The sequence below is a fragment of the Asticcacaulis solisilvae genome, assembly GCF_052327315.1.
GTDB lineage: Bacteria > Pseudomonadota > Alphaproteobacteria > Caulobacterales > Caulobacteraceae > Asticcacaulis > Asticcacaulis solisilvae_B.
The window spans coordinates 1,667,793-1,692,185 of the sequence record NZ_CP166196.1; the positions used below are offsets into that span (position 1 = coordinate 1,667,793).

The 24,393-nt window shown below is 63.6% G+C and carries 22 protein-coding genes and 1 riboswitch; of the genes, 12 read left to right on the top strand and 10 right to left on the bottom strand.

What is annotated here, in order from left to right:
- Positions 1-103 precede the first annotated feature (103 nt).
- From AB8717_RS07650 to AB8717_RS07675, 6 genes are all read left to right on the top strand, one after another.
- Positions 104-2,536 (top strand): glycoside hydrolase family 3 N-terminal domain-containing protein, encoded by a 2,433-nt coding sequence (locus AB8717_RS07650; protein WP_443750435.1) that lies wholly within the window; start codon positions 104-106, stop codon positions 2,534-2,536.
- Between the two features lie 13 nt (positions 2,537-2,549).
- Positions 2,550-3,398, top strand: coding sequence for a GDSL-type esterase/lipase family protein (locus AB8717_RS07655; protein WP_443750436.1), 849 nt, complete (start codon positions 2,550-2,552; stop codon positions 3,396-3,398).
- A 3-nt stretch (positions 3,399-3,401) separates the two neighbouring features.
- Entirely contained in the window at positions 3,402-5,945 is a 2,544-nt protein-coding gene (locus AB8717_RS07660; RefSeq protein ID WP_443750437.1) for a glycosyl hydrolase 115 family protein, read from the top strand.
- A 245-nt stretch (positions 5,946-6,190) separates the two neighbouring features.
- On the top strand, positions 6,191-7,462 hold the full coding sequence (locus tag AB8717_RS07665; RefSeq protein WP_443750438.1) for a DUF3422 domain-containing protein: 1,272 nt from the start codon (positions 6,191-6,193) through the stop codon (positions 7,460-7,462).
- Positions 7,459-8,232 (top strand): M12 family metallopeptidase, encoded by a 774-nt coding sequence (locus AB8717_RS07670; RefSeq protein WP_443750439.1) that lies wholly within the window; start codon positions 7,459-7,461, stop codon positions 8,230-8,232. The genes AB8717_RS07665 and AB8717_RS07670 overlap by 4 nt, the downstream gene beginning before the upstream one ends.
- Positions 8,233-8,250: 18 nt before the next feature.
- Entirely contained in the window at positions 8,251-8,733 is a 483-nt protein-coding gene (locus AB8717_RS07675; RefSeq protein ID WP_443750440.1) for a cupin domain-containing protein, read from the top strand.
- Here the strand turns inward: AB8717_RS07675 and AB8717_RS07680 are convergent.
- Positions 8,705-9,580, bottom strand: coding sequence for a LysR family transcriptional regulator (locus tag AB8717_RS07680; protein ID WP_443750441.1), 876 nt, complete (start codon positions 9,578-9,580; stop codon positions 8,705-8,707). The genes AB8717_RS07675 and AB8717_RS07680 overlap by 29 nt on opposite strands.
- Positions 9,581-9,645: 65 nt before the next feature.
- Between AB8717_RS07680 and AB8717_RS07685 the strand changes: the two genes are divergently transcribed.
- Entirely contained in the window at positions 9,646-11,010 is a 1,365-nt protein-coding gene (locus AB8717_RS07685; protein ID WP_443750442.1) for a pyridoxal phosphate-dependent decarboxylase family protein, read from the top strand.
- A 243-nt stretch (positions 11,011-11,253) separates the two neighbouring features.
- On the opposite strand, the gene AB8717_RS07690 is transcribed toward AB8717_RS07685, so the two are convergent.
- The gene (locus AB8717_RS07690) at positions 11,254-12,207 is read right to left on the bottom strand and encodes a hypothetical protein (protein ID WP_443750443.1); all 954 of its coding nucleotides are present in this window, start codon (positions 12,205-12,207) and stop codon (positions 11,254-11,256) included.
- Positions 12,208-12,402: 195 nt separating this feature from the next.
- Here AB8717_RS07690 and AB8717_RS07695 point away from each other — a divergent pair, with 195 nt between their 5' ends.
- Complete coding sequence (locus AB8717_RS07695) at positions 12,403-12,642, top strand: hypothetical protein (RefSeq protein ID WP_443750444.1); 240 nt, start codon at positions 12,403-12,405, stop codon at positions 12,640-12,642.
- Here AB8717_RS07695 and AB8717_RS07700 read toward each other — a convergent pair.
- Both AB8717_RS07700 and AB8717_RS07705 read right to left on the bottom strand, forming a co-directional pair.
- Positions 12,639-12,848 (bottom strand): DUF2945 domain-containing protein, encoded by a 210-nt coding sequence (locus AB8717_RS07700; RefSeq protein ID WP_443750445.1) that lies wholly within the window; start codon positions 12,846-12,848, stop codon positions 12,639-12,641. The genes AB8717_RS07695 and AB8717_RS07700 overlap by 4 nt on opposite strands.
- A gap of 53 nt (positions 12,849-12,901) precedes the next feature.
- Positions 12,902-13,678 (bottom strand): class I SAM-dependent methyltransferase, encoded by a 777-nt coding sequence (locus tag AB8717_RS07705; protein WP_443750446.1) that lies wholly within the window; start codon positions 13,676-13,678, stop codon positions 12,902-12,904.
- An 88-nt stretch (positions 13,679-13,766) separates the two neighbouring features.
- Here AB8717_RS07705 and AB8717_RS07710 point away from each other — a divergent pair, with 88 nt between their 5' ends.
- Positions 13,767-14,570: a helix-turn-helix transcriptional regulator gene (locus tag AB8717_RS07710; protein WP_443750447.1), complete on the top strand. Its 804-nt coding sequence runs from the start codon at positions 13,767-13,769 to the stop codon at positions 14,568-14,570.
- On the opposite strand, the gene AB8717_RS07715 is transcribed toward AB8717_RS07710, so the two are convergent.
- Both AB8717_RS07715 and thiC read right to left on the bottom strand, forming a co-directional pair.
- A complete protein-coding gene (locus AB8717_RS07715) occupies positions 14,537-15,133 on the bottom strand; it encodes a DUF6968 family protein (RefSeq protein ID WP_443750448.1) in 597 nt (198 codons plus the stop codon). The genes AB8717_RS07710 and AB8717_RS07715 overlap by 34 nt on opposite strands.
- 208 nt (positions 15,134-15,341) lie before the next feature.
- Positions 15,342-17,192 (bottom strand): phosphomethylpyrimidine synthase ThiC, encoded by a 1,851-nt coding sequence (thiC, locus tag AB8717_RS07720; RefSeq protein WP_443750449.1) that lies wholly within the window; start codon positions 17,190-17,192, stop codon positions 15,342-15,344.
- A 51-nt stretch (positions 17,193-17,243) separates the two neighbouring features.
- Positions 17,244-17,339: riboswitch (TPP riboswitch) on the bottom strand.
- Positions 17,340-17,509: 170 nt separating this feature from the next.
- Between thiC and fghA the strand changes: the two genes are divergently transcribed.
- On the top strand, positions 17,510-18,355 hold the full coding sequence (gene fghA / locus AB8717_RS07725) for an S-formylglutathione hydrolase (RefSeq protein WP_443750450.1): 846 nt from the start codon (positions 17,510-17,512) through the stop codon (positions 18,353-18,355).
- A gap of 10 nt (positions 18,356-18,365) precedes the next feature.
- Positions 18,366-18,890: a homogentisate 1,2-dioxygenase gene (locus tag AB8717_RS07730; protein WP_443750451.1), complete on the top strand. Its 525-nt coding sequence runs from the start codon at positions 18,366-18,368 to the stop codon at positions 18,888-18,890.
- Here the strand turns inward: AB8717_RS07730 and AB8717_RS07735 are convergent.
- Both AB8717_RS07735 and AB8717_RS07740 read right to left on the bottom strand, forming a co-directional pair.
- A complete protein-coding gene (locus AB8717_RS07735; protein ID WP_443750452.1) occupies positions 18,887-19,417 on the bottom strand; it encodes a TIGR00645 family protein in 531 nt (176 codons plus the stop codon). The genes AB8717_RS07730 and AB8717_RS07735 overlap by 4 nt on opposite strands.
- 49 nt (positions 19,418-19,466) lie before the next feature.
- The gene (locus AB8717_RS07740) at positions 19,467-20,303 is read right to left on the bottom strand and encodes a hypothetical protein (RefSeq protein ID WP_443750453.1); all 837 of its coding nucleotides are present in this window, start codon (positions 20,301-20,303) and stop codon (positions 19,467-19,469) included.
- Positions 20,304-20,554: 251 nt separating this feature from the next.
- Here AB8717_RS07740 and rpsD point away from each other — a divergent pair, with 251 nt between their 5' ends.
- Positions 20,555-21,172: a 30S ribosomal protein S4 gene (gene rpsD, locus AB8717_RS07745; protein ID WP_443750454.1), complete on the top strand. Its 618-nt coding sequence runs from the start codon at positions 20,555-20,557 to the stop codon at positions 21,170-21,172.
- A 56-nt stretch (positions 21,173-21,228) separates the two neighbouring features.
- Here rpsD and AB8717_RS07750 read toward each other — a convergent pair whose 3' ends face one another.
- A complete protein-coding gene (locus AB8717_RS07750; RefSeq protein ID WP_443750455.1) occupies positions 21,229-22,782 on the bottom strand; it encodes a DUF1570 domain-containing protein in 1,554 nt (517 codons plus the stop codon).
- Between the two features lie 72 nt (positions 22,783-22,854).
- Entirely contained in the window at positions 22,855-24,393 is a 1,539-nt protein-coding gene (locus tag AB8717_RS07755; RefSeq protein ID WP_443750456.1) for a hypothetical protein, read from the bottom strand.

Genomic DNA, 24,393 nt, shown 5'->3' on the forward strand with positions numbered 1-24,393 from the left:
GCGTCCAATCTTATCGCGCGTGTTTCCGCCGATGACGGTGGAGGCCCGTTTCCAAAAACGGCCCCGTTCGAGGGCCGTGCAGAAGAACAGGGAGAACTCTACCATGTCTCAACCGACCAAAGGTCTGTCGCGCCGCGCCATCACGTCCGGCGCCTCGGCCATGGCGCTGGTAATGGGGGCCACGGGCCACGCCATCGCCAAGCCCAAGGCGAAGTCGACCCGTCCGGCCAACAAGGCCGACGCGCCGGTCTACAAGGACGCGACGCAACCGATCGACGCCCGCGTCGCCGACCTGCTCGGCCGCATGACGCTGGAAGAAAAGGTCGCGCAGATGCAGTGCGTCTGGCAGGCCAAGGGCGCCATCCAGACGCCGAAGGGCGACTTCGATCCGGCCAAGGCGCAGGCGAAATATCCGAACGGCCTCGGCATGATGGCGCGGCCAAGCGACCGCCAGGGCGTCAATGTGGCGACGGGCGCCGGCGACAACGGCGCGGTGCCGAACCGCAACGCCAAGGAAACGGCCGACTATATTAACGCCGTGCAGAAGTGGGCGATCGAACAGACTCGCCTCGGCATCCCGCTGATCATGCACGAGGAAAGCCTGCACGGCTTCGTCGCCCGGGACGCCACCTCGTTCCCGCAGGCCATCGGCCTGGCGTCGTCGTTCGATCCCGAAATGGCTACCCGCATCTTCAGCGTCGCCGCGCGCGAAATGCGCGCCCGCGGCGCCAACCTGGCGTTGGCGCCGGTGGTCGACGTGGCCCGCGAACCGCGCTGGGGCCGTATCGAGGAAACCTATGGCGAAGACCCGCACCTGTGCGGCCAGATGGGCAAGGCGGCCGTCATCGGCTTCATGGGCGAGACCCTGCCGCTGGCCAAGGACAAGGTGTTCGCCACGCTGAAGCACATGACCGGCCACGGCCAGCCGGAAAGCGGCACCAATATCGGGCCGGCGGAAGTGTCCGAACGAATCCTGCGCGAAGACTTCTTCCCGCCGTTCGAAACCATCGTCAAGGAAACCAACATCCGCGCCGTCATGCCGTCGTACAACGAAATCGACGGCATCCCTTCGCACGCCAACAAGTGGCTGCTGACCACCATCCTGCGCGGCGAATGGGGCTTCAAGGGCGTCACAGTTTCCGACTACTTCGCCATCCATGAGATGATCACGCGCCACCACCTGGTGATTGACGACACCGAAGCCGCTTTCCGCGCCTTGAAGGCCGGGGTCGACATCGAAACCCCGGACGACCAGGCCTATTCCAAGCTGGTCGGCCTTGTGAAGTCGGGCCGCGTCACCGAGGCCGAGATCGACGCCGTCGTGAAGCGCATCCTGACCGTCAAGTTCGAAGGCGGCCTGTTCGAAGCGGGCTATGTCGACGCGGCGAAGGCCGACTCGCTCACCGCCACGCCGGACGCCGTGGCCCTGGCGCATGAGGCCGCGACCAAGACCGTCGTCCTGCTCAAGAACGACAAGGGCGTGCTGCCCTTCGACCCGAAAAAGATCGGCAAGCTGCTGGTGCTGGGGACCCACGCCAAGGATACGCCGATCGGCGGTTATTCTGACCAGCCGCGCCACGTCGTCTCGATCCTCGACGGCGTCACGGCCGAGGCCAAGAAGTCCGGCTTCACGGTGGACTACAAGGAAGCCGTGCGCCTGACCGAACAGCGCATCTGGGGCCAGGACAAGGTCAACTTCACCCCGCCGGAAGTGAACGCCAAGCTGATTGCCGAGGCCGTCGAGGCCGCCAAGTCCGCCGACACCATCCTGATGGTGCTGGGCGACAACGAACAGACCTCGCGCGAAGCTTGGGCCGACAACCACCTGGGCGACCGGACCTCGCTGGACCTGATCGGCCAGCAGAACGACCTGGCCAAGGCGATCTTCGACCTCAAGAAGCCGACCGTGGTCTTCCTGCTGAACGGCCGTCCGCTGTCGATCAACCTGATCGCCGAACGCGCCGACGCCATCATCGAAGGCTGGTACATGGGCCAGGAAACGGGCTGGGCCGCCGCCGACATCCTGTTCGGCCGCGCCAATCCGGGCGGCAAGCTTCCTGTCACCTTCGCGCGCAATGTCGGCCAGCTGCCGAACTTCTACAACGCCAAGCCGTCGGCGCGCCGTGGCTATCTCGACGACACGACCAAGCCGCTGTATCCGTTTGGTTTCGGCCTGTCGTACACGACCTTCGACATCTCAGCGCCGCGCCTGGGCAAGTCGACGATCGGTACCAATGACAGCGTGACGGTCGAGATCGACGTCTTGAATTCCGGCAAGGTCAAGGGCGACGAAGTCGTGCAGCTCTATATCCGCGACGACGTGGCTTCGGTCACGCGCCCGATCCTGGAGCTGAAGCACTTCAAGCGCGTCACGCTGGAGGCGGGGGCGAAGCAGACCGTAAGCTTTACGGTCACACCGGCCGATCTTCGCTTCTACAACGCCGATATGCAGCGCGTTGTCGAGCCGGGGACCTTTACGATCTTCGCCGGACCGAATAGCGTCGATCTGAAAACGGCGACGCTGACCGTCGCCTAAAGCGGAGACGAAAATGGACAGGCGTAAGCTTCTGACCGGCGGCCTGATGGCCGGCGGCGCGATTTTGGCCGGACAGGCCGCGGCCCAGGCCTCCGGTCAGGCGGCGACACCCCAGGCCACGATCCCGGCGACCCAGGTCCCGGAAGCCAGCCCTGTCACCCCGCCGGAAGCCAGTGACGCGGCGCGGGTGGTGCAGGCGCCCCCCGCACCCCCGTCGCCCAATATCGACTGGGCCAACCTCAAGCGCTATCGCCAGGCCAATATCGACGCCATGGCGCTGGCGCCGGCCCAGCGCAGCATCGTCATGATGGGCGATTCCATCACTGACAACTGGGCGAAACCAGAACATGGCAACGGCTTCTTCGACGCCAACGGCATGATCGGGCGCGGCATTTCGGGGCAGGTGACGGGCCAGATGCTGATCCGTTTTCCGCCCGACGTGCTGGCGCTCAAACCGCGGGTCGTCCACATCCTGGCCGGCACCAACGACATTGCCGAAAACCAGGATCCGTACGATCCGGCCGTCACCACGGGCAACCTGCTGGCCATGATCACCCTGGCCAGGGCAAATGGCCTCAAGGTCATCGTGGGCTCCGTGCCGCCGGCCACCAGCTTTGCCTGGCGTCCGTCGCGCGGCAACCCGCTTCAGGCCATCAAGGCGCTGAACGACTGGACCCGTGGCGTCTGCGCCAAACAGAAACTCGTCTATGCCGACTACTGGCCCGTGCTGCAGGGGCCGGACGGCGGCTTGAAGCCGGAACTCGGCATCAACGGCGACAGCGTCCATCCCAATGCCGCCGGGTACGCCGCCATGGCGCCGGTCCTGCTGGCGGCCGTCAAAACTGCTTTATCAAAAGGATAGCCCATGATCGCGGCGCTCGTTCTCACCACCCTGGCGGCGGGCGCCGTCGATTTCAAGCCGTCCAAGACGGGTTTCGCGCTGATTGCCAACGGCAAGCCAGCGGCCGTCTATGTCGATGCCGACGCCGCAAAGCCGGTGCAGCGCGTGGCGGCCGACTTTGCATCGGACCTCGAAAAGGTGTCGGGCAAGCCAGCCATTGTCATCCATGATCTGAAAGACGCCAAGGGGCCGGTGGTCATTATCGGTGAGATCGGCCATTCGCCGGTCATCGACGGCCTGGTGGCCAGCGGCAAGGTGTCCGCCGACATCAAGGGCCAGTGGGAAGCCTACCGCCAGACGGTGACGGCCGTGCCGGGCGCGGGCAAGGCGCTGGTCATCGCCGGCGCCGATCCGCGCGGCGCGGTCTATGGCACCTATGATATTTCCGCCAGGATGGGTGTGTCGCCCTGGTACTGGTGGGCCGACGTGCCGGTCGAACACCATGCTACGGTTTCGGTCGCGGCAGGTTCGCGCATGGACAAGCCGGCGGTGAAATACCGTGGCTTCTTCATCAACGACGAAGAGCCGTCGTTCGGCGGCTGGGCGCGCGAAAAGTTCGGCGGCATCAATCACAAGCTCTACGCCAAGGTCTTCGAGCTCGACCTGCGCCTGAAGGGCAACTACCTGTGGCCGGCCATGTGGGGCAAGGCGATCGCCGCCGACGATCCGGAAAGCCTGAACACCGCCGATGAATACGGCGTCGTGCTCGGCACCTCGCACCACGAGCCGATGACGCGCGCCCAGGACGAATGGCACCGCAATACCGACCAGGGCGTGACCGGCGGCAAGTGGGACTATACGAAAAATGCCGAAAATCTGCGCACCTTCTGGCGCGGCGGCATGGAGCGCGCCAAGACACACGAGTACGTGGTGACGGTCGGCATGCGCGGCGATGGCGACGAGCCGATGACCGAGGGCACGGCGACGCAACTGATGGAAACCATCGTGGCGGATCAGCGCAAGATTATTGCGGAGGTCACCGGAAAGCCTGCATCCGAAACGCCGCAGGTCTGGGCTTTGTACAAGGAGGTCCAGGACTATTACGACCACGGCATGAAGGTGCCGGACGACGTGACGCTGCTGTTCTCGGACGACAACTGGGGCCAGATTCGCCGGTTGCCTGACCCGACTGCGCCCAGGCGGGCAGGGGGCTATGGCGTCTATTACCATTTCGACTATGTCGGCGGGCCCCGGAACTACAAGTGGATCAACACCAACCAGATCGAAAAGACCTGGCAGCAGATGGAACTGGCGTATGAGACCGGCGCCGACCGCCTGTGGATCGTCAATGTCGGCGATATCAAGCCGATGGAATATCCGTTGAGCTTCTTCCTGGATATGGCGTGGAACCCGAAGGCAATGACGCCGAGTGCGTTGCAGGGGTATCCGAAAGCCTGGGCGAAACAGCAGTTCGGGGCGGCGCATGCGGCCGAGATCGGCGACATTCTGACGCGCTATTCGCAGTACAATGCGCGCCGGAAGCCGGAACTGCTGGATGCCAAGATGTTCGAGACCTATCCGGACCTGCGCATGTTGAGTTTGGAATATCAGATGCAGAAACACTTTATGCCGTTGGCGCAGCCAGGTAAGGCGTATGACGCGGCGTGGTTTCAGCTGGTAGAATATCCCGTGTTGGCCAGTGCCAATCTTTATTCGTTGTACGACTTCACCGCTCGAAATCATAAGGCAGCGGCGGACAATTCGACGCTTGCCAACACCGAAGCCGCCTTGGCCCGGGCAGCGTTCGAGGAAGATCGCAAGCTGCGCGACCAGTACCACGCACTTGCGGGCGGCAAGTGGAACCATATGATGGACCAGACGCATATCGGCTATACCGGCTGGCAGCAGCCGGACGCCGATGCGATGCCGGAGTTGAAGACGGTGGAAGCGGCAACCGCGACAGGTCTGGCGCCTCCGACAGGTGAGACACGGCTGCACTATGTTGTCGGCGGTGTGGAACGGGATGAATTGGCGCCGAACGGGCGGATGTTCCTTGAAAACGACGGCGCTGTGGCTGTCGAAGCGGAGTATTTCGCCCGCAAGGTCGACGGCAAGGCCGTGCGCTGGCAGGTCATCCCCAATCTCGGCCGGACGCTGTCTTCGGTGATTTCCCTGCCGCAGGCCGCGCCGGCGACAACGGTCGCCGACGGTGTCCGGCTGGAATACGATGTGAAGACGGTCAAGGCCGCAGATGCAACGCTGAAGCTCTATCTCGCGCCGACATTAGACACAGCGGGCAAGGGCGGCTTGCGCATCGCCGCCGCCATCGACGGCCGTCCCGCGGAGACGCTGAGCTTCGACTTGCACCCCGACAAGCCGGACTGGAACGCGGCGGTGTCGGACAATATCCATATCCTCAGCCTGCCGGTCAAAGGGCTGAGCGCCGGCAAGCACACGATCAAGGTCTATCGCATCGACGGCAATGTGGTGCTGGAACGCGTGGTGCTGGAAACGGGAAATGTGACCCCAACCTATCTCGGCCCGCCGGAAAGCCCGACAGGGAAGTAACTCTGCCGGAAAGATACCCCTCCACCGCTTCGCGGTCCCCCTCCCCACGCTTTGCGTAGGGAGGAGAAACAAGCGCGAACGCTCCTCCCCATCGTCAGATGGGGAGGGGGACCCCGAAGGGGTGGAGGGGGTTCTTGTGTCATCTTCCGCGGACACCGACCGTGTAATTACAAGACGCACGAAGTGATCCCCGCGCACGGTCCGCATCGGTTAGGGTAACTAAAAACAATGCCACGAGACCGCCGATGACCCGCCCTGCCGACCATGCGTTACGACGAACGCTCAGCGACCTTATGCATGAGCGGACGATCCCGATCTTCACCGCGCCGGTGGTGCTCCGAAGCTGGGTCTATCTGGTCAACGACGCCGAGCGCGCCACTGAGAGCCAATGGATCGCGGGGCTGGCCGGTGACGACGACCTCGACCGCTGGCGCCACGCCGAGCTGACCGGGACCGGCGGTTCTATCTGGGAACGCCACGGCGAGTTTTCGACCTATCTCACCTTTTCGACCGCAGCGAAGACGCCGGCCTTGCTGCGCAACAATTTCGGCTTCTGCACGATCAGAACCGAGGATTTCCATTGGCTCAACGGCGCGCCGGGCTCCGTCTTCCGCAGCGTCGAAATCGTCGTTCTGCCGCACGCGCCCAAGCCTATGACGCTGCAATCGCATATCGACCTGACCAGCGCCGTGTGCTGCGACGCCTTCGACGGAAGTGCGCGCATCTGGTCGGATTTCCGCATGCACGAAGGCGGGGCGGGCCGCATCTACGTCCAGGACAAGGGCCTGCGCAACGACGAGCTGTCGCGCCTGCTGCAAAGCCTGATCGAGATCGGCCACTATCGCAAACTGGCGCTGCTGGGTTTCCCCGTGGCGCGAGACCTGATGGGCTGGCTGAAGGACGCCGAGGCGCAACTGAACGCCATCACGTCGGACATGGCCGGACAGGCCGCGTCGCAGCAACAGATACTCGACCGGCTGATGACCCTGTCGGCCGAGGTCGAGCATCGCGTCACCTCCGTACGCTTCCGCCAGGGCGCGACCGAGGCCTATGCCCGGCTGACACACGACCGGCTCGACAGCCTTCGCGAAGCGAGAGTCGAAGGCTTTTCGACGCTACAGGAATTCATCGAGCGCCGCCTGCAACCCGCCATGCGCACCTGCGAGGCTGCCTCGCGGCGGCTAGACGATCTTTCGCAGCGCCTCGGCCGCGTCAGCGACTTGCTGCGCGCACGCATATCGATCAGCCTGGAAGTGCAGAACCAGGGCCTGCTGAAAAGCATGGACCTGCGCTCGAAGCTGCAAATGAAGCTGTCGCACCTGGTCGAGGGCCTGTCGGTCTTCGCCGTCAGCTACTATGTCTTCAACCTGGTCAAATACGTCGTCGATCCGTGGTTCGCCGGCCACGAAGACCTTGCGCACAAGCTCTATGCCGTGATCATTATCGCCATTGTCGGGCTGGCCTGGCTGTTCATCAGCCACCGCAAGCGCTCGATTACGGTGGAAGCGGGCGAGTGAAGCGAAGCCTTCTGATCTTGATATTGCTGCCGGGCGTGGCGCAGGCCGCGGCCGTCGCCGACTGGACACGCCCCTGGCCGAAAGGCGAGGTGCCGTACCGTTTCGCGCCGGAGTTTCTCAAGGCCGCCGGGGCGAAGGGCAAGGATTGCACGGGCTCCGAACACTGGACGCCGGGCGCCGCCGCGACCCTGGCCTGCCGGGCGATGGTGGAGTGGACCGAAAAAACCGGCGTGCGCTTCTTCGCCGCCGACCGGCTGGACAGCGTCGATTTCATTCCCGGCACCGGCTCGGACGGCACGATCGGGCACTGGCCGATCGGCAATCATATCCATATCGAAAAGCACGCCACCTATGGCGCCGTCCTGCATGAACTGGGGCACGTGCTGGGCCTGATGCACGAACAGCAGCGCCCCGACCGCGATACCTATATCCAGTTGTCGCCCTTCCTGCGCGACGACATGAAGCACTGCACCGCCGGCTTCAATGTCTGCATCGACGTGGCGACCAACTTCCCGACCGTGAAGACACAGATGCAGTCGGACTACGATCCGTGCTCGCTGATGCACTACCTGGCCGATCAGACACCGCGTCACCGCGAAGACCCGCGCTGGAGCCGGATCTATACGCTGACCACGGGCGGGCAGGCCGCGTTCGCCAGATGCCGGGTCAGGCTCAACTCGCTGCCGTCGCGATGCGACAAGCCGGGACAGAAGTGCACGATCACGGCGGATGACGCCATGATCGTGCGCCGCTTTGAACTGGGAAAATAGAAAACGGAAGGAAACACCATGATCCGCACGCTTCTTATCGCCGCCAGCCTTTTGATGGCCGCGCCCGCCTTTGCGCAGGACGCCGCCGACCACACGACCCAGGCCAGCGCCGCCGACATAAAAACGCAGGTCGCCGCCATGATGGCGGATATGAAGCCCGGGCAGGGGTTCATGTGGCGGTCGCTGCTGACCACAGGCGGGCAGACCGCAGGGCTGGAGATCTGGAAGGCGCCCGGCCGTCCGGCCATCCACACGGCGGAAGCCGAGTATTTCACCGTGGTCCAGGGCACCGGCACGCTGGTCACCGGCGGCACCATGGTCAATCCGAAGCTGGTCCGTGACGGCTTTGTCGACGGCGACGTCATCCAGGGCGGCACGACGCGGCAACTCAAGGCCGGTGATTTCGTGCTGATCCCGGCGGGCGTTCCGCACTGGTTCGGTATTCCGGGCGAGCCGCTTGTGCTTCTCGGCATCAAGGTTCCGGTGCAGGCCGCCCATTGAGGTACGGCAGGAACCAGTCGCGAAACGCCGTAACGGCCGGTTGTGTCTCCAGTTCGGAGCGATAGGCCAAGGCGTAGAACCGTCCGCTGGCAGCGTGGCAATCGGCAATGGCCTGCAAGGTTCCGGCTGTAAGGTCGGCCTCGGCCAGGCGTTGCCGTGTCCAGATGACGCCCAGACCGCGCCGCGCCGCTGACTTTAGAAGCGCGGCGTCATTGACCTCAAGGCCCTCGGGCCGCAGGCGGGTCTTGCCGAGGCGCGCCGGCCACGGAGTGTCGGTATGGCGCAGCATGTCCGATGGCGGCCATCCCGCCGGATCGGTGCCGTGCTGTTCGATCCAGTCCGGCGCCGCCACAGCGATAAGCGCTTCCTCAGGCGAACGGTGGACGCTCAATCCGGCCTCATCGAACACGCCGAAGCGCACGGCCACGACGGGCAGGGCCGGCGGCAGGCTCATCATGGCGTACTGGGTCAGCAGCGACAGGCGTATATGCGGATGGCGGGCGCGGAAATCGGCCAGATGTGGCAGGATCAGGCTTTCGGCGATCGACGGCAGGGTGAACAGGCTGAGCGGGGTTTCGCGCACCGTATCGGCGGCCAGAAGCGCATCGTGCAGGGCCTGCATCGGCTCGCCCAGCCGGTCGCGCAAACCTTGGCCGTCGGGTGTCAACCTTACCTGCGGGCCGTTGCGTGCAAACAGGGGGGCACCGTACCAGTGTTCCAGCGCCTGGATATGGCGGCTGACCGCGCCGGGCGTCAGGTTGCGCTCAGCGGCAGCGCGGCTGAAACTGCCGAGCCGGGCGGCGGCTTCGAAGGCCTGAAGGACGGGCAGGGGCGGCAGGTGTTTCATATTGCGTAATGCTCACAATGACGGTCGCAATATATCGCTTTATGATGCGGCAATGGAATTATAAAATGACGACCATGAGCGAAGAACTGACCCTGATGCAGGCGGCCGATCGCGCCGCCGCCGACTATATCGCCGGTGTCGATAGCCGCCGTGTCTTTCCGGATGCCGAAACGCTGGAGCGGCTCGACGGCTTCGACGAGCCCTTGCCGCAGCAGGGCGTCGATGCTGCCGCCATCATCGACCAGCTCCACACCTTGGGCTCGCCCAATACGGTCGCCAGCAACGGCCCCAACTATTTCGGCTTTGTGCTGGGCGCGGCCTTGCCCGTGGCCGCGGCTGCCGATCGATTGGCCCTGGCCTGGGACCAGTGCGCCTCGTCGTGGGACGGCTCACCAGTGGCGGACACGCTGGAACGGACGGCGGCGCGCTGGCTGCTCGATATTCTCGACCTGCCGCGCGATAGCGCGATCGGCTTCGGCACCAGCGCCACGGCGTGTTCGATGGCGTGCCTGACGGCGGCGCGGCGTGAGCTGCTGAAGCGCAAGGGCTGGGATTTCGACGCGCGCGGTCTCGATGGCGCGCCGCGCGTCAGGATCGTCATGTCGCAGGCCATCCATATCACGCTGAAACGCACGGCGCGGGTTCTGGGCTTCGGCATGGACATCATCGACTTTGCGCCGTGCGATGCATACAACCGCGTCGATCCTGAACGGTTGCCGCCGCTCGACGACATGACGATCCTGTGCCTGCAGGCGGGCGAGGTGAATACGGGCGAGTTCGATCCCTTTGCCGCCATCATCCCGGGGGCAAAGGCGGCGGGCGCCTGGGTGCATGTCGACTGCGCCTTCGGGCTGTGGGCGCGGGCCGGTAGTGACGCCGCGCGCACGGATGGTATCGAGCTGGCCGACAGCTGGACGACCGATGGGCATAAATGGCTGAACACGCCCTATGACGGCGCCATGGCGATCTGCCGCGACGGGCATGCGCTGGCGGACGCCATGCAGAGCGATGCGCCCTATGTGCCGGCGGTGTGGGACGCGCAGAAGAACCTGACTTTGGAGTTTTCGCGCCGGCCGCGCGGCATCGCCATCTGGGCGGCGTTGAAAGGGCTGGGCCGCGACGGCGTGCGCGACATGGTCGACCGCCATTGCGCCCTGGCGCGCCGCATCGCTGACGGTGCCAGGGCGGCTGGGTTCGAGGTGCTGAACCGCGTGGTGCTGAACCAGGTCCTGATGCGGGCGCGTTCCGACGAACAGACGCAAGCAGTCATGCCTTATGTCCAGGCGTCTGGCCGTGCCTGGTTCGGACCGGCCGTATGGCAGGGGCGTCCGGCTTTTCGCATCAGCGTGTCATCATGGCGGACCGAAGAGACTCACGCTGACGCCTTGGTGACTCTATTGGAAGAAGCGCTGCGCGCGACGACGTCTTAAGAGGAAGAGAAGTGATCCACAGATTACACAGATTTCACAGATTATTTCGAGCAAGTGTAACGGTCTGAGCGGCGACGCTACCGCGGCGCACTGCAACAGCTGAGTTGGCCGCGCGATAGCGCGCTTCGCGCATGTATTTAGGTAGTCGCCGCGGTAGCGGCGCAGCACGGAAAACCGTTACAAGCTCGGGATAATCTGTGAAATCTGTGTAATCTGTGGATCACTTCTCTTTCTTATTCTTGCTTAAGCCCAGTCCGGCTTATCCCCGCGCCAGCCGATGCAGTTCGGCGCCGACAGATCGATATCGAACCGGCGTTCATGCCGCGACTCGACCGTAGACTTCAGCGGCGCCAAAGTCTTCCACGCCTTGGCCGCCAGCAGATAGGCCGGCTTCACCGCATCGGGCGTGCCGCGCGACTTCAGCTTCAGGCCCACGGCGCGCTTCAGGCGGCCATTGAGGTAAAACACCCCGTTGGTCAGGATCGAACGCGGCGTCGAATACTCGATCGAGATCGACACGTTGAGATCGCCGCCATTGGTCACCCGGTGCGGCGAATGGATCGGCCAGGATACGGCTTCGCCCGGGCCCAAATCGACCGACGCCACGGACGCCTCCATCTCGGGGCGATAGGGCAGGTCGCTCAGGTTTTCCTTGAGCAGGATGGCCTCCAGCGCCGCTTCGGTGACGAAGTCCTCGCGCGGCGGGTAGACGTGGATCGTCTTGTGGCCGCGGATATGCCACAGCATGGTCTCGGCCGGATCGACGTGGAAGAAGATGCCCATGTTCGGGCTGGACATCAGAATGGCGCCGTCGGCATTGGTCAGGCGCACGCCCGTGGCGGCCGCGAATTCGTCCATTATGCGGCGGAACAAGGCGCCATAGACCGGATTGACCGTCATGACATGGCGCGGGCTGACCCACAGGTGGCCACGCTTGACCGCTTCCAGGATATCGCCGCCGTTCATGCCGCGGGCTTCGCCTGCGATCCAGCGCTCGTGCGCCGGCGGGTTCGGGCGCATGGTGCAGATGGTCAGTTCTTCGCGCGGATGGCTGTCGAGCAGGCGGGCCAGCGTCTCGTCCTCGAACAGGCCGGTCTCGCGAAGACGATGGTTGAAACGGACGATTTCGTTACGCACGCGGTCGGGCGTCGCGCCCCAGCTTTCGATCAGACTGTGCGAATTTGCGTCAAATGCCATGACAAACCTCCGGCGTCGGGTTTTGAGACTCGAAGGCTTCAAGAACCATGCCGGATTGGGCCGAAACAATCTTGTGAATTGACGGCGGGGCGTCTCACGGAACAAAACAAAAACCGGATCGCGCAAAAAGCCGCTGTCGTTCAAGGCCAAATCACCGCACAAGCGGGCAGGGCCAGTGTTCAGTGGAGTTTACGCGTGGCGCGGGGCGGAAGCCGGCAGCTGTATGCCGAGAAACTATTCGATTGCTGCTGGGTGGAATTGCAGGGCCATGTGCGCCCGCAACTGGTCGTGCAGAAGAAGCTCAAGCCCCGTATTTTCCGTATCGGCGACTTTCTGTACGACGAACGCGGCACGGCGCTGCCGTGCGACGGCGAGCCGCCGGTGGTGCTTTTGATCTACAACACCACGATCTCGCCGCGCCGGATTGTCGCTTAACGCGGTTTGAGCGCGCCGGGCTTGTGCGCGGCGACAGCGCCGGTCTTGTCGCTTTCGACCAGATATTCCGGATTGCCGGGTGACGCAGCGACATGATGGTCCTTGATATCGACGGGCTTTGTCAGCTTGCGCTTGACCGTGCCGTGCGTCTCGCCCTGCGACGTTTCCCACGTCACCGTGGTGCCTGGCTTCAGCGTCTTGGTCATGACAATCCTCCGGAACGTCAGTGTGGACGGTCCGGAGTCAAGTTTCGATCCGTTTAGGCCGCCTTCGCCCAGAACAGCCCGGTCTTCAGCGTGAACGAGCCGTCCTCGGTGACGGACAGGGCATCGCGCACCTCGGCCGGAGCATCCTTCATCAGGGTGCGGATGGCCGCGACGCGTTCCGGCGGCGTTCGCATACGGGTGACCCAGGTGTCGAAATCGAGCGGCAGGGGGAAGGTCCGTTCCTCCAGCACGTCGAACCCCGCTTTCGCGATCGCCTGGCGCCACTGTGAGGCCTTGAGATTGCGCACATGGCTCTTGTCGCGCAGCAATTCCATCGCCTGTAGATGCGTGTCGACCAGGTCATCCTCGTCGCCGACCACGTCGATCATCAGCAGATAGCCGCCGGGCTTGACCACACGCCGCATGTCGCCCAGCCCGCGCGCGATGTTGCCCCAATGGTGCGCCGAATAGCGCGAGGCGGCGACGCAGATCGTGCCGCTGTCGAACGGCAATTCGCCCGCCGCCGTTTCGACTGTTTCGATGGGCAGGCCGCGTTCACCGGCTGTTAACCGAACTGTTTCAAGCATCTGGGGTGACGGATCGGCCGCGAACACGCGGGCGACGTGCGGCGCCAGGGCATAGCTCAGGTGGCCGGCGCCGCAGCCGAGGTCGAGCACGACGCCCTTTTCACGGGGGATCGCGCCCGACACCAGTTCGGCGGCGCGTATCAGGTCGGGACCAGAGGCGTGGACCGCACTGGTCAGGTAGGCATTGGCCTGCGGATCGAACTGGGCGTGGACGGTGTCGGTGTGACGGGCCGGGGCTGTCATTGTGATCTCCTGTGATTTGTCCAGGAAGATAGCGGGCGTTTATACTGGTACAAGTTCACCCGTTATCCTAGTATAAGAACCACCTCCCATGCCGATCACAGAACTCAGCCAACTGGGCGATTTCGTCCGGGCCGTGCGCCAGCGCCTGCGCCCCGAAGATTTCGGCCTGCCCAAGGGCACGCGCCGCCGTACGCAAGGTTTGCGGCGCGAAGAGGCGGCGTTGTTGTGCGGGATCAGCCCGACCTGGTTCACCTGGATCGAGCAGGGACGGACGACCGGTATTTCCAATCCGAGCCTCGAAGCCATGGCGCGCGGCCTGCGTTTGTCGCGGGCGGAGCGCGGGTATCTGTTTACGCTGGCCGGTCGCGCCGAGCCGCCGGGCGCGTCGGTGGAAGAGTCCGATCCGCACGATGTCGAGCCTTTGCTGGCGGCGATTGCGGCGCCCGCCTATGTGCTCGACCGGCACTGGGATGCCGTGGTGTGGAACGAGGCGGCGACCGAGCTGTTTTCCGGCTGGCTGGGCGGGGAGGGGGATCGTAACCTGCTACGTTATGTCTTTACCGGCGAGGACGCGCGCAATTTCATCGCCGACTGGCCGGAGCGCTCGCGGCGGCTGGTGGCGGAATTCCGCGCCGATACGGCGGCGTTTCGCGACGATCCGGTGTTGCACGACATGGTCGAGGATTTGAGCCGGTCGAGCGCGGCGTTTGCGTCAGCTTGGAAGGCGCAAGAGGTGCTGGCGCGCGAAGGGGGCGAGCGGCGGTTTATCCACCCGAAATCGGGGCCGTTGAGTTTTACGCAATATACGTTGCGGTTGACGGCGTTTCCGGATCTGAAGCTGATCAGCCTGGTGCCGGATCAGTCTTCGGCGGATGGCTCTTTAGGGAAATAGGAAATTGGGATGCCCTGGCTCCGGCAAACCCACTCATAAAATTCCTGCATTCCCTTGTGATCTTGGATGAGCTTTTGAAGCATTTCTCTTGCCTCCTCCGCTTCGCTATTCGCAATCCTTTCTAGGGATAAGATGTAATCTCGGCACCATTCTCCGGGATGGGCCATGTACGGAAATGGCGTGTCGGGCATCAACACGACAGTCGTGTCAGTAACGATCCACAGGAGCTTGGCCGGTTTATAGTCATCTGTGCCGGCTATTTGTCCACTATCGGGTGGCAGTCGAAGGTCACGGCTACCCTTATAGGTCAATCGACCGTCCCGGTAGTCATTGGAAGCGTAGAGCGACCTTGAAATAAAAATCAGGGCGTGTTGCACCGCCTCTAACGGGTCTTCGCCATGGGCTCGGTTGACCTTCGACTTGCCAAATCCCTGCATCAGGTAGGCGCACTCGTATAGTAAGGCGCCCTGCTCGGGCTTCCAGACGTAAACATCGACATGGCCGCCATCACTCAGATCGTAGCGGCGCGTCAGGATGGCGTCGTTGATATCCAGATCCGGCACAGTGTTCCCCCGTGGCATAGACGCAGTTGTGCGGGGAAACGGCTTCGTTGTCCAGAAACTCTCCTCCCTACGCGAAGCGTGGAGAGGGGGACCACGAAGTGGTGGAGGGGTATCTTCCTTTAGCTTCGCCACCCTTCGGGCGGCTTCGCCCCCTCCGTCAGCTACGCTGACACCTCCCCATCTTGCGATGGGGAGGAGGGCGTTTTACCTACTCCGCCGGCTCAGCGGCCGCCGGCACGTCGATCTCGCTGCCCAGCGCCTTGAACTTCGCCGACATCTCGGACATGCCATTTTCGATATCGGCGCGTTCGTTGTCGCTGAGGCCGGCGGCATATTCCCGCACCTCCTGCGTGATCTTCATCGAGCAGAATTTCGGCCCGCACATCGAACAGAAGTGCGCTGTCTTGTGCGCCTCTTTCGGCAGGGTCTCGTCGTGATAGGCGCGCGCCGTTTCCGGATCGAGGCCCAGATTGAACTGGTCCTCCCAGCGAAATTCGAAACGCGCGCGGCTCATGGCGTCGTCCCACATGCGCGCGCCGGGATGGCCCTTGGCCAGGTCGGCGGCGTGGGCGGCGATCTTGTAGGCGATCACCCCGTCCTTGACGTCCTTGCGATCGGGCAGACCCAGATGCTCCTTGGGCGTGACGTAGCAGAGCATGGCCGTGCCGTACCAGCCGATCATGGCGGCGCCGATGGCTGAGGTGATGTGGTCATAGCCCGGCGCGATGTCGGTGGTCAGCGGCCCAAGCGTATAGAAGGGCGCTTCGCCGCACGTCTTCAACTGCTTGTCCATATTGGCCTTGATCTTGTGCATCGGCACGTGGCCGGGGCCTTCGATCATCACCTGGACGTTCTTCTTCCACGCGATCTGCGTCAGTTCGCCGAGCGTTTCCAGCTCGGCGAACTGCGCCGCGTCATTGGCGTCGGCGATCGAGCCCGGGCGCAGGCCATCGCCCAGGGAGAACGAGACGTCATAGGCGCGCATGATGTCGCAGATCTCGTCGAAGTGCGTGTAGAGGAAGTTTTCCTTGTGGTGCGCCAGGCACCACTTGGCCATGATCGAGCCGCCGCGCGACACGATGCCCGTGACGCGCTTGGCCGTCAGGTGGATATAGGCCAGGCGCACGCCGGCGTGGATGGTGAAATAGTCGACGCCCTGCTGGGCTTGCTCGATCAGCGTGTCGCGGTAGATTTCCCAGGTCAGGTCCTCGGCGACGCCGTTGACCTTCTCCAAAGCCTGGTAGATCGGCACGGTGCCGATCGGCGCCGGCGAATTGCGGATGATCCATTCGCGGATATTGTGGATATTGCGCCCGGTCGACAGGTCCATGACGTTGTCGGCGCCCCAGCGGATCGCCCACACCATCTTTTCGACCTCTTCCTCCATCGACGAGGTGACGGCCGAGTTGCCGATATTGGCGTTGATCTTGACCAGGAAGTTGCGGCCGATGATCATCGGCTCGACTTCGGGGTGGTTGATATTGGCCGGGATGATGGCGCGGCCGCGCGCCACTTCGTCGCGCACGAATTCCGGTGTGATGAAGTCGGGGATTTCGGCGCCGAAGTCCTCGCCATCGCGGATGACCTCAGCCAGCTGTTCACGGCGCAGGTTTTCGCGGATGGCGATATATTCCATTTCGGGCGTGATGATGCCGCGGCGGGCATATTCCAGTTGCGTGACGGATTGGCCGTCGCGGGCGCGCAGGACCTTGGGCAGGTTGGGGAATTGGGGCGCCAGCTTGCCTTCCGACACATTGCCGTTGTCTTCGGGTTTGACTTCGCGGGCTTCGATTTCCTCGACATCGCCACGCGCGCGGACCCACTGGTCGCGGATGCGCGGCAGGCCCTTTTCGATATCGGGCGTGAAGCCTTCGTCGGTATAGGGGCCGGACGAATCGTAGATGGTCAGCGGCGCTTCGTTGGCCGACGGATGCACGCAGACCTCGCGGAACGGCACGCGCAGCTCAGGGTGCAGCGACCCCTTCTGGTAGACCTTGCGCGATCCCGGGATCGGCGAATGTTCGACGGTGATGGGCTTGTGATCGAGTGGCTTGTTCATAATGTCCCTCAACAAAAAGAGGGATCATGCGCGTAAGACGGCGGGCGCCCGGAATGAGCGTATCCAACTCCCTTCGCCGGCATGACCCGGATCAGGTTCTACGGGTTTCATCTCAGCCCCAGCAAAGGGACACCCCGGTGAACTGCGCGGGAGCATAGGGGAATGTGGGGGAGGGTCAAGACGAATTACACCTCCCCGTTTTCGTAGAAAACGGGGAGGTACAAGAGGGCTTTACCGAAATCTTTTTATCCGGTGACCGCTTTGGCGCTGACAATCGTTACAGGCGCGGTGTATGCGGGTAGCGAACGGAGACAGGCATGAGCGACATCGAAATCACTGAAACGCACAAGGTCCATGGCGGGACGCTATCCTTCGTCCGCCACGCCTCGGCGGCGACCGGCGGCCACATGACGTTCAGCATCTTCGTTCCCGAAGGCGAGGGGCCTTTCCCCACGCTCTACTGGCTGTCGGGGTTGACCTGCTCGGCCAGCAACTTCACCGAAAAAGCCGGCGCCTACCAGAAGGCCGCCGCACTTAAACTGATCGTGGTCGCCCCCGACACCAGCCCGCGCGGCGACGGCGTGGCCAATGACGAGGCCTACGACCTGGGGCAGGGGGCCGGCTTCTATGTCGACGCGACGCAGGCCCCGTGGAAGGCGCACTTCCGGATGGAAACCTATGTCACAGCCGACCTGCTGGCCGTGGTCGAGGCGAACTTCCCGGCCGATCCGGCGCGCCGCGGCGTCAGCGGCCATTCCATGGGCGGGCACGGCGCGCTGACCATCGCCATGAACCACGCGCACCTGTTCCATTCGGTGTCGGCCTTCGCGCCCATCTCCGCGCCGTCCCGTTGCCCATGGGGGCAGAAGGCGTTTGGCGCCTATCTCGGCAGCGACCACGCCGTTTGGGAACGCCATGACGCCAGCCTGCTGATGGCGGCCGGGGCAGCAAAGCCTTACGACGCCATCCTGGTCGACCAGGGCACCGCCGACACCTTTCTTGAAAGCCAGTTGATGCCGAGCCTGCTGGAGCAGGCCGCCGCGGCCGGGGGCGCCAACCTGACCCTGCGCTACCAGGACGGCTACGACCACTCCTACTATTTCATCCAGAGCTTTATCGACGACCACCTGGCCTTCCACGCCGAACGTCTGGCGCGGGTTTGAGGAGATACGCATGAAGATCGCCATCGCCGCCGCCTTGATCGCCTTCGCGCCTGTCGCGAGCTACGCCCAGACGCCCGACTCCAAACCGTCGGCGCCGACCTGCACCATGGCCATGGATACGGCCCTGCCGGCGGCGCTGGCCGACTGGACGAAGCCCGAAGCCCTGCCGGCCGGGGCCAACGGCGCGACCCAGCCCGATATCACAATCGGCCACGCCTATAAGGTGCAACTGTCGCCCGTGGCGGCGGTGCAGTATCCGGTGGCGCCAAAAAAGCTGAAGGACGGCTCGTTCGGCGGGTTGTTCATGCTGACGGTCGACAAGGCCGGCACCTATACGGTGGCCTTCGACAGCGGCGCCTGGATCGACGTGATCCATGACGGGCAGGTGGTGCGTTCGTCGACCTTCGGCCACGGCCCGGACTGTTCGACCATCCACAAGATGGTCGATTTCGACCTCGCGCCCGGCCACTACACGATTGAGGTCTCGTCGGCGCCGAAGGACACGGCGGTCCTGATGGTCGTGGTCAAGAACTAGACGTCCGCCGCCGGGCCCTTCGGGGCCTTCGGCTTGGCGATGACCTTTTCGAGGAAGCCCAGCATCAGGGCCGAGACGACGAAGGTCAGGTGCATGCAGACTGTCCAGGTCAGGGTCGTTTCCGAATACTGGTCGAGGTTCAGAAAGATCTGCAGCATGTGGATCGACGAGATGGCGACGATCGAAGACGCCACTTTTATCTTGAGCGAGCCGGAATCGAGCTTGCCGAGGAAGCTGACCTGGCCGGAATCGTCGTGTTCGTCGAAACGCGAGACGAAGTTTTCGTAGCCCGAAATCATCACCATGACGATCAGCGACGCGACCAGCGCCGCGTCGATCAGCCCCAGCATGGCCAGGATCATGTCGTTGGCGTCGTAGTCGAGGACGTGCGTCGCCACCTTGAACAGCTTGATCGCGAACGAAACGCCGTAGAGCGCCAGCGCGATCGCCAGGCCGAGGTAGAAGACGACGAGCAGCCAGCGGCTGGACAGGATCAGGCGCTCGATAATGTATTCCAGCTTGGGCATGGGCAGGCTCCGTATGCGGTGCCGGACAACCGTACGCCGACGAACGCAGTCAGTCGAGGATCAGTTCGCGCAGGCGGTGTTCTTCCGCCAGCTTTTCCTGCGTCAGCCGCTCGGCCTCGGCGGCCCGGTCCTTGAGGATGTCCAGCGCCGTCCAGACGCGGCCGATGGCGTCGTCCTCGGTATGGGGCGGGATCGGCGTGTCGTAGGCGCCGTCAGCGACGCTGACGATGGCGTTGCGCACGGCCATCAGTGGCCGGCCGATCGCAAACACCGCGATCCACAGCGATCCGCCGAGCATGATCAGGATGCCGGAACCCGCCATCAGCAGGAATTGCGACTGGCGCTCCTGTTCGAGGCGGTCCAGGCGTTGCTGGGCGGCTTCGGCGCGCGCCGTAAGCCGCGCCACCATGGCGTCGATGCGGCCCTGCATGACTTCGCGGTCGCTGCTGTACTGGATATGGTTGCCGAAGCCGTCCGCCGCCTTCAGCGACTGGGTGCGCGCCAGCCGCGCGGTGGTATGCACGCCGGTGATGATCTTTTGCATATTGGCGTCGACCAGATCGAGTTCGGGGAGGGAACCCGGCGTACGGATGGCGCGCCAGTGGCCGAGGAAGGCCGCCATGCGGTCGACCGAGGCGTCGACGCGGTCGGCGCGCTGGCGTGCAATGTCGTCCGAACCCGAAAGATAGAGGCCGCGTGTTTCGACCGCGATATCGAGGACGTACCGGTTGAGCTGTTCGCCGCGGAAGGCGTCGGCCGATGCCGACTGATATTCGTCGATCAGGCGATTGTAGTCGCCGATGGTCAGCAGGCTCAGGCCCGTGATGGCGGACGCCATGACGGCGAAGGCGGCGACAAGCACCAGAATCTTGGCTTTGATGGTCATGGCCATACCCACGAAACGCGATTACAACGCCGTGTTATAGCGCCTGAGCGTTAATAAACCGGACAAGTGCCGTACACCTGTATAAATCCGGTGGCGGCGCTTGACTCTTCAGGCGTCCTCCGCCATAAGCCGCGCTTCCTGCGCGCAGCCGATGGGCTGGGCGGGGAATTTTCACGGGTTCATTCCGGGCTGCCGTTTCCATCGCATTCCTTACCGGGGATGCCAGCCGGAGTAAAATACAAGGTACGACCATGTCCAAGCGCCATAGCGCCAAGTACAAGCTCGACCGCGCCATGGGTGAAAACCTGTGGGGCCGTCCCAAGTCCCCCGTCAACAAGCGTTCGTATGGCCCCGGCCAGCACGGCCAGCGCCGCAAGTCCAAGGTCTCGGACTTCGGCCTGCAGCTGCGCGCCAAGCAAAAGCTGAAGGGCTATTACGGCAACATCACCGAAAAGCAGTTCCTGCGCACCTACGAAGAGGCTGACCGCCGCAAGGGCAACACCTCGGAAAACCTGATCGCGCTGCTGGAATCGCGTCTCGACGCCGTCGTCTACCGCGCCAAGTTCGTGCCGACCGTCTGGGCTGCCCGTCAGTTCGTCAACCACGGCCACGTCCTGGTCAACGGCAAGCGCGTCAACATCCCTTCGTACCGCGTCAAGCCGGAAGACGTCGTGGAAGTCCGTGAGCGTTCGCGCAACATGGCCCTGGTGCTGGAAGCCCTGCAATCGGGCGAGCGCGACGTGCCGGACTATATCGAACTCGACGCCAAGGGCATGAAGGCCCGCTTCGTGCGCCTGCCGGAATTCTCGGAAGTGCCGTACGCGGTCAAGATGGAACCGAACCTGGTCGTCGAATACTATTCGTCGTAATCGGTTCGAAATCGAATTTGGAAAACCCCGGAAGCGAAAGCTTCCGGGGTTTTTTGCTATTCGTCGTCGCCGCCGAACATGGCCAGGATAGTGTCCTTGTCCTTGCCGGCCTTGAGCGCATCGATGATGGCGCGGGCCTGGGTGGCGTTTTCCGGGTTGTGCGGATCGCTGGCCGCCGGCGTCAGCAGGGTCGTGGCGTCTTCGTAATCGCCGGATTCGATCAGCATGCGCGCGGCGTTGTAGGCATAAAGCGTGACCGACGGCGCCAGATTGCTGGCCTGAACCGCCGCGCCGACGGCCGACTTGCTTGAGGGACCGTTCAGCGTGGCCTGGGCCAGCGACAGATAATAGAGATTGGGCGCCGACATCGAATCGAGCTTGTAGCTCAGCAGGAAGGCCTTGCGTGCCCGGTCCATGGCGTCGGCGTCATGGTGTTCGACGGCCTTGCGGTAGTTCAGGCGCCCCAGAAGGTATTGCGCTTCGGCGTCGTCCGGGTGCGCGTCGGCGCGCGCCAGGGTGGCGGCCTCGGTCTTCGACGCATCGCCGATGACGATCTCGGCGCGCTGCAGGGTGGTTTCAGCAAGGGCGTCGCCGGGATAGCGCGCGGCTTCGGCCTCGATCTTGCCGAGCAGGGCCGGGCGATACTCGGACGGCGCACAGCCGCGGACCGCCGATCCCCACAGCAGCAGCTTGTCGGCCGATTTCGGCATTTCCGTCACGGTGACGGCGGGCTCGGCCATCGTCTTCAGCGTAAACGATACGACGGGCACGCCCTTGGCCAGATAGGCCTTGAGCACGGAGGGCAGGTCGGCGACCTTGACGCCGAATTTCGCTTCGAAAGCCGCGACCGGATCGGCGCCGGCGTTGACGGCGTCGATATAGGCGCCGAAAGCCTTCAGCCGCTCGGGCGAACTCATGATGTAATGGGTCAGCAGCCAGGACTGGGCATAGAATTTCAGCTGGTCGCTGTCGCTGCGGTAGGTCACCTTGTCGCGCAGGATGTCGGCATAATCGAACCAGACATTGGTGAACAGGTCGCTATAGCGCTCCTGGCGCGCCGTGCCGATGGCGATGTCGCGCCCGTGCAGCGTCATGGTCATGAAGTATTCGGCGAACCCTTCGACGTACCAGCGCGGCAGCGGCGTCGTGTAGTTCTGGAACATGAAATGGTGCGCGTATTCGTGGAATACCGTGGTGTTGTCGAAGTCCGCCTGGGCGGTGCCCAAATGCGATCCGACGCGGGCATTGCCGTCGTTGATTTCAAAGGTGGCGTAGGCGACCGAGCCTTCGCCGCACTGGGTATAGAAGCCGGCGATCAGCTCGTCGATATGCGGGCTGACCTCGCGCATCTCCATGCGGTCCTTGAGCAGCACGACATCGAAGCGCGGCGTCGCCGTTTCCGCGCCGGGATTTTTCATCTGATACAGCAGGTAAAGAACGTCGTGATAGCCCTCAAGCCGGGTGGCGAACAGCTTGGCGACCGCCGAGGAGCTGTCGCTGTAGACGGTAAAATGCTCGGACTGCGCCCTGTACCAGGTGTTGGCCCACGACGGCGCCGCCGTCAAAAGCAGCCCCGCGCATGCCGCGCCCAACCAAGTCCTTGGTGTCATTGCCAGGCCCCCCTTACCGCAAGGGTTCAACCATATGGCAAGTGGCGGAAGAGCGGCAACTGTTTTTATCGATCAGTCGCCGTTCATCACGCGCATGACCTCGTTGGCCGTCTTGCCGGCCTTGATGGCGTCGACGGCCTTTTGCAGCTTTTCGGCCTGGGCGCGGTTATGCGGATCGCCGGTATAGGGCGTCAGCATGGTCACGGCCTCGTCGCGCTTGCCGACCGCCAGGTTCACGAAGGCGTCGAAAATGGCGTATTCGGCGATGCTGGGGGCCAGGATGTGCGCGGCATTGGCGGCATTGACCGCGTTGGCGTCAGGAAAGCCCGGCTTGGACTGGAAGCTGCGCGCCAGGTAATAGAGGTTGGCCGCGTTCGATTTGTCGAGCTTGTAGGCCGCGATGAAGAAACCGCGCGCCGCGTCCGTCAGGTCGGTCCGGTCCTTGTCCAGCGCCGTTTCGGCTTCCTTCATATAGACCCGGCCCATCAGGTAGTTGGCCTCCGGGCTGTCGGCATGGGCGTCGACGACAGGGCTGAGCGTCGCTTCCGCCGCTTCCGCCTTGTCGTACAGCAACTGGGCGCGGGCGACCGCCAGCTTCAGCTCCCAGTTGGCCGGCGCGGCCGCCGCCTGGGTCTGCAGCCGGCCGAGCACCGCCTTGCCCTGGTCGGGCATCATGCAGGTCGTCAGCAGCGAGCGGTCCAGCAGCCATGCCCCGGCGTCCGGGGCGATATGCGTGACGGCAATATTGGCGTCGGTATAGGACGGCACCGGCACGGTCAGGTACATCATGTGGTTGCTGTAGCGGGCCAGCGTGTCGTGCAGGTTCGCAAGCTTCACGCCCGTGGTCGCCTCGAAGCTCTTGACCGGGTCGCCACCCTTGGCCAGTTCGGCGAAATAGGCATTGATGCCCTTGGCCCGGGCGGTGTCGCTCAGCATGTAGTGGGTCAGCAGCCACGACTGGGCGTAGAAGCTTTCGACCTCCCAGGCGTTGTTCGACTTGTCGCCTGCGAAGCCGAAGCTGGGCTTGAGGACGCGCTCGTAGGGAATCTGCCGGTCCTCGGCCAGGGTCCAGCTGCGCCACTTGTTGTTCTCGCCGATCGTGATCTTGTCCTTCATGGGATCGGCGGTCGACAGGTACTCGGCGAAGCCCTCGACGTACCAGGGCGGATAGTAGGTGCGCGCGTGCTGGAACATGACGAAGTGGCTGTATTCGTGGAACAGCACGATCAGGCTCGGGTCCTGGTCTTCGAGCATGTCACCCTTCATCTGCACGCTGGAATAGGCGGAATCGCCTTCGCCGCAGTTGAAATAGACGCCGGCGACCTGGTTGGCGAAACCCGGGCGCACCAGCTTGATCTGGTCCTGGTTGTTCAGCAGATACAGTGTAAAGCGCGGCTGCGGGCCATTGTCCGCGCTGCCCAGCAGGAGCAGGGTCAGGGTGCGGAACTGCTCCAGGTCCTTGATATAGGTCCGCGTCTGGCCTTCGGACGCGTTGCTGTAGAGCGTGAAATGATCGGACTGGGCCTTGATCCAGCTGTCGGCAGCCGAGGCCTGTCCCCCGAACGCCATCATCAGGCCGGCGGCCAGCGCCGCCACGATTCGTTTTTTCAT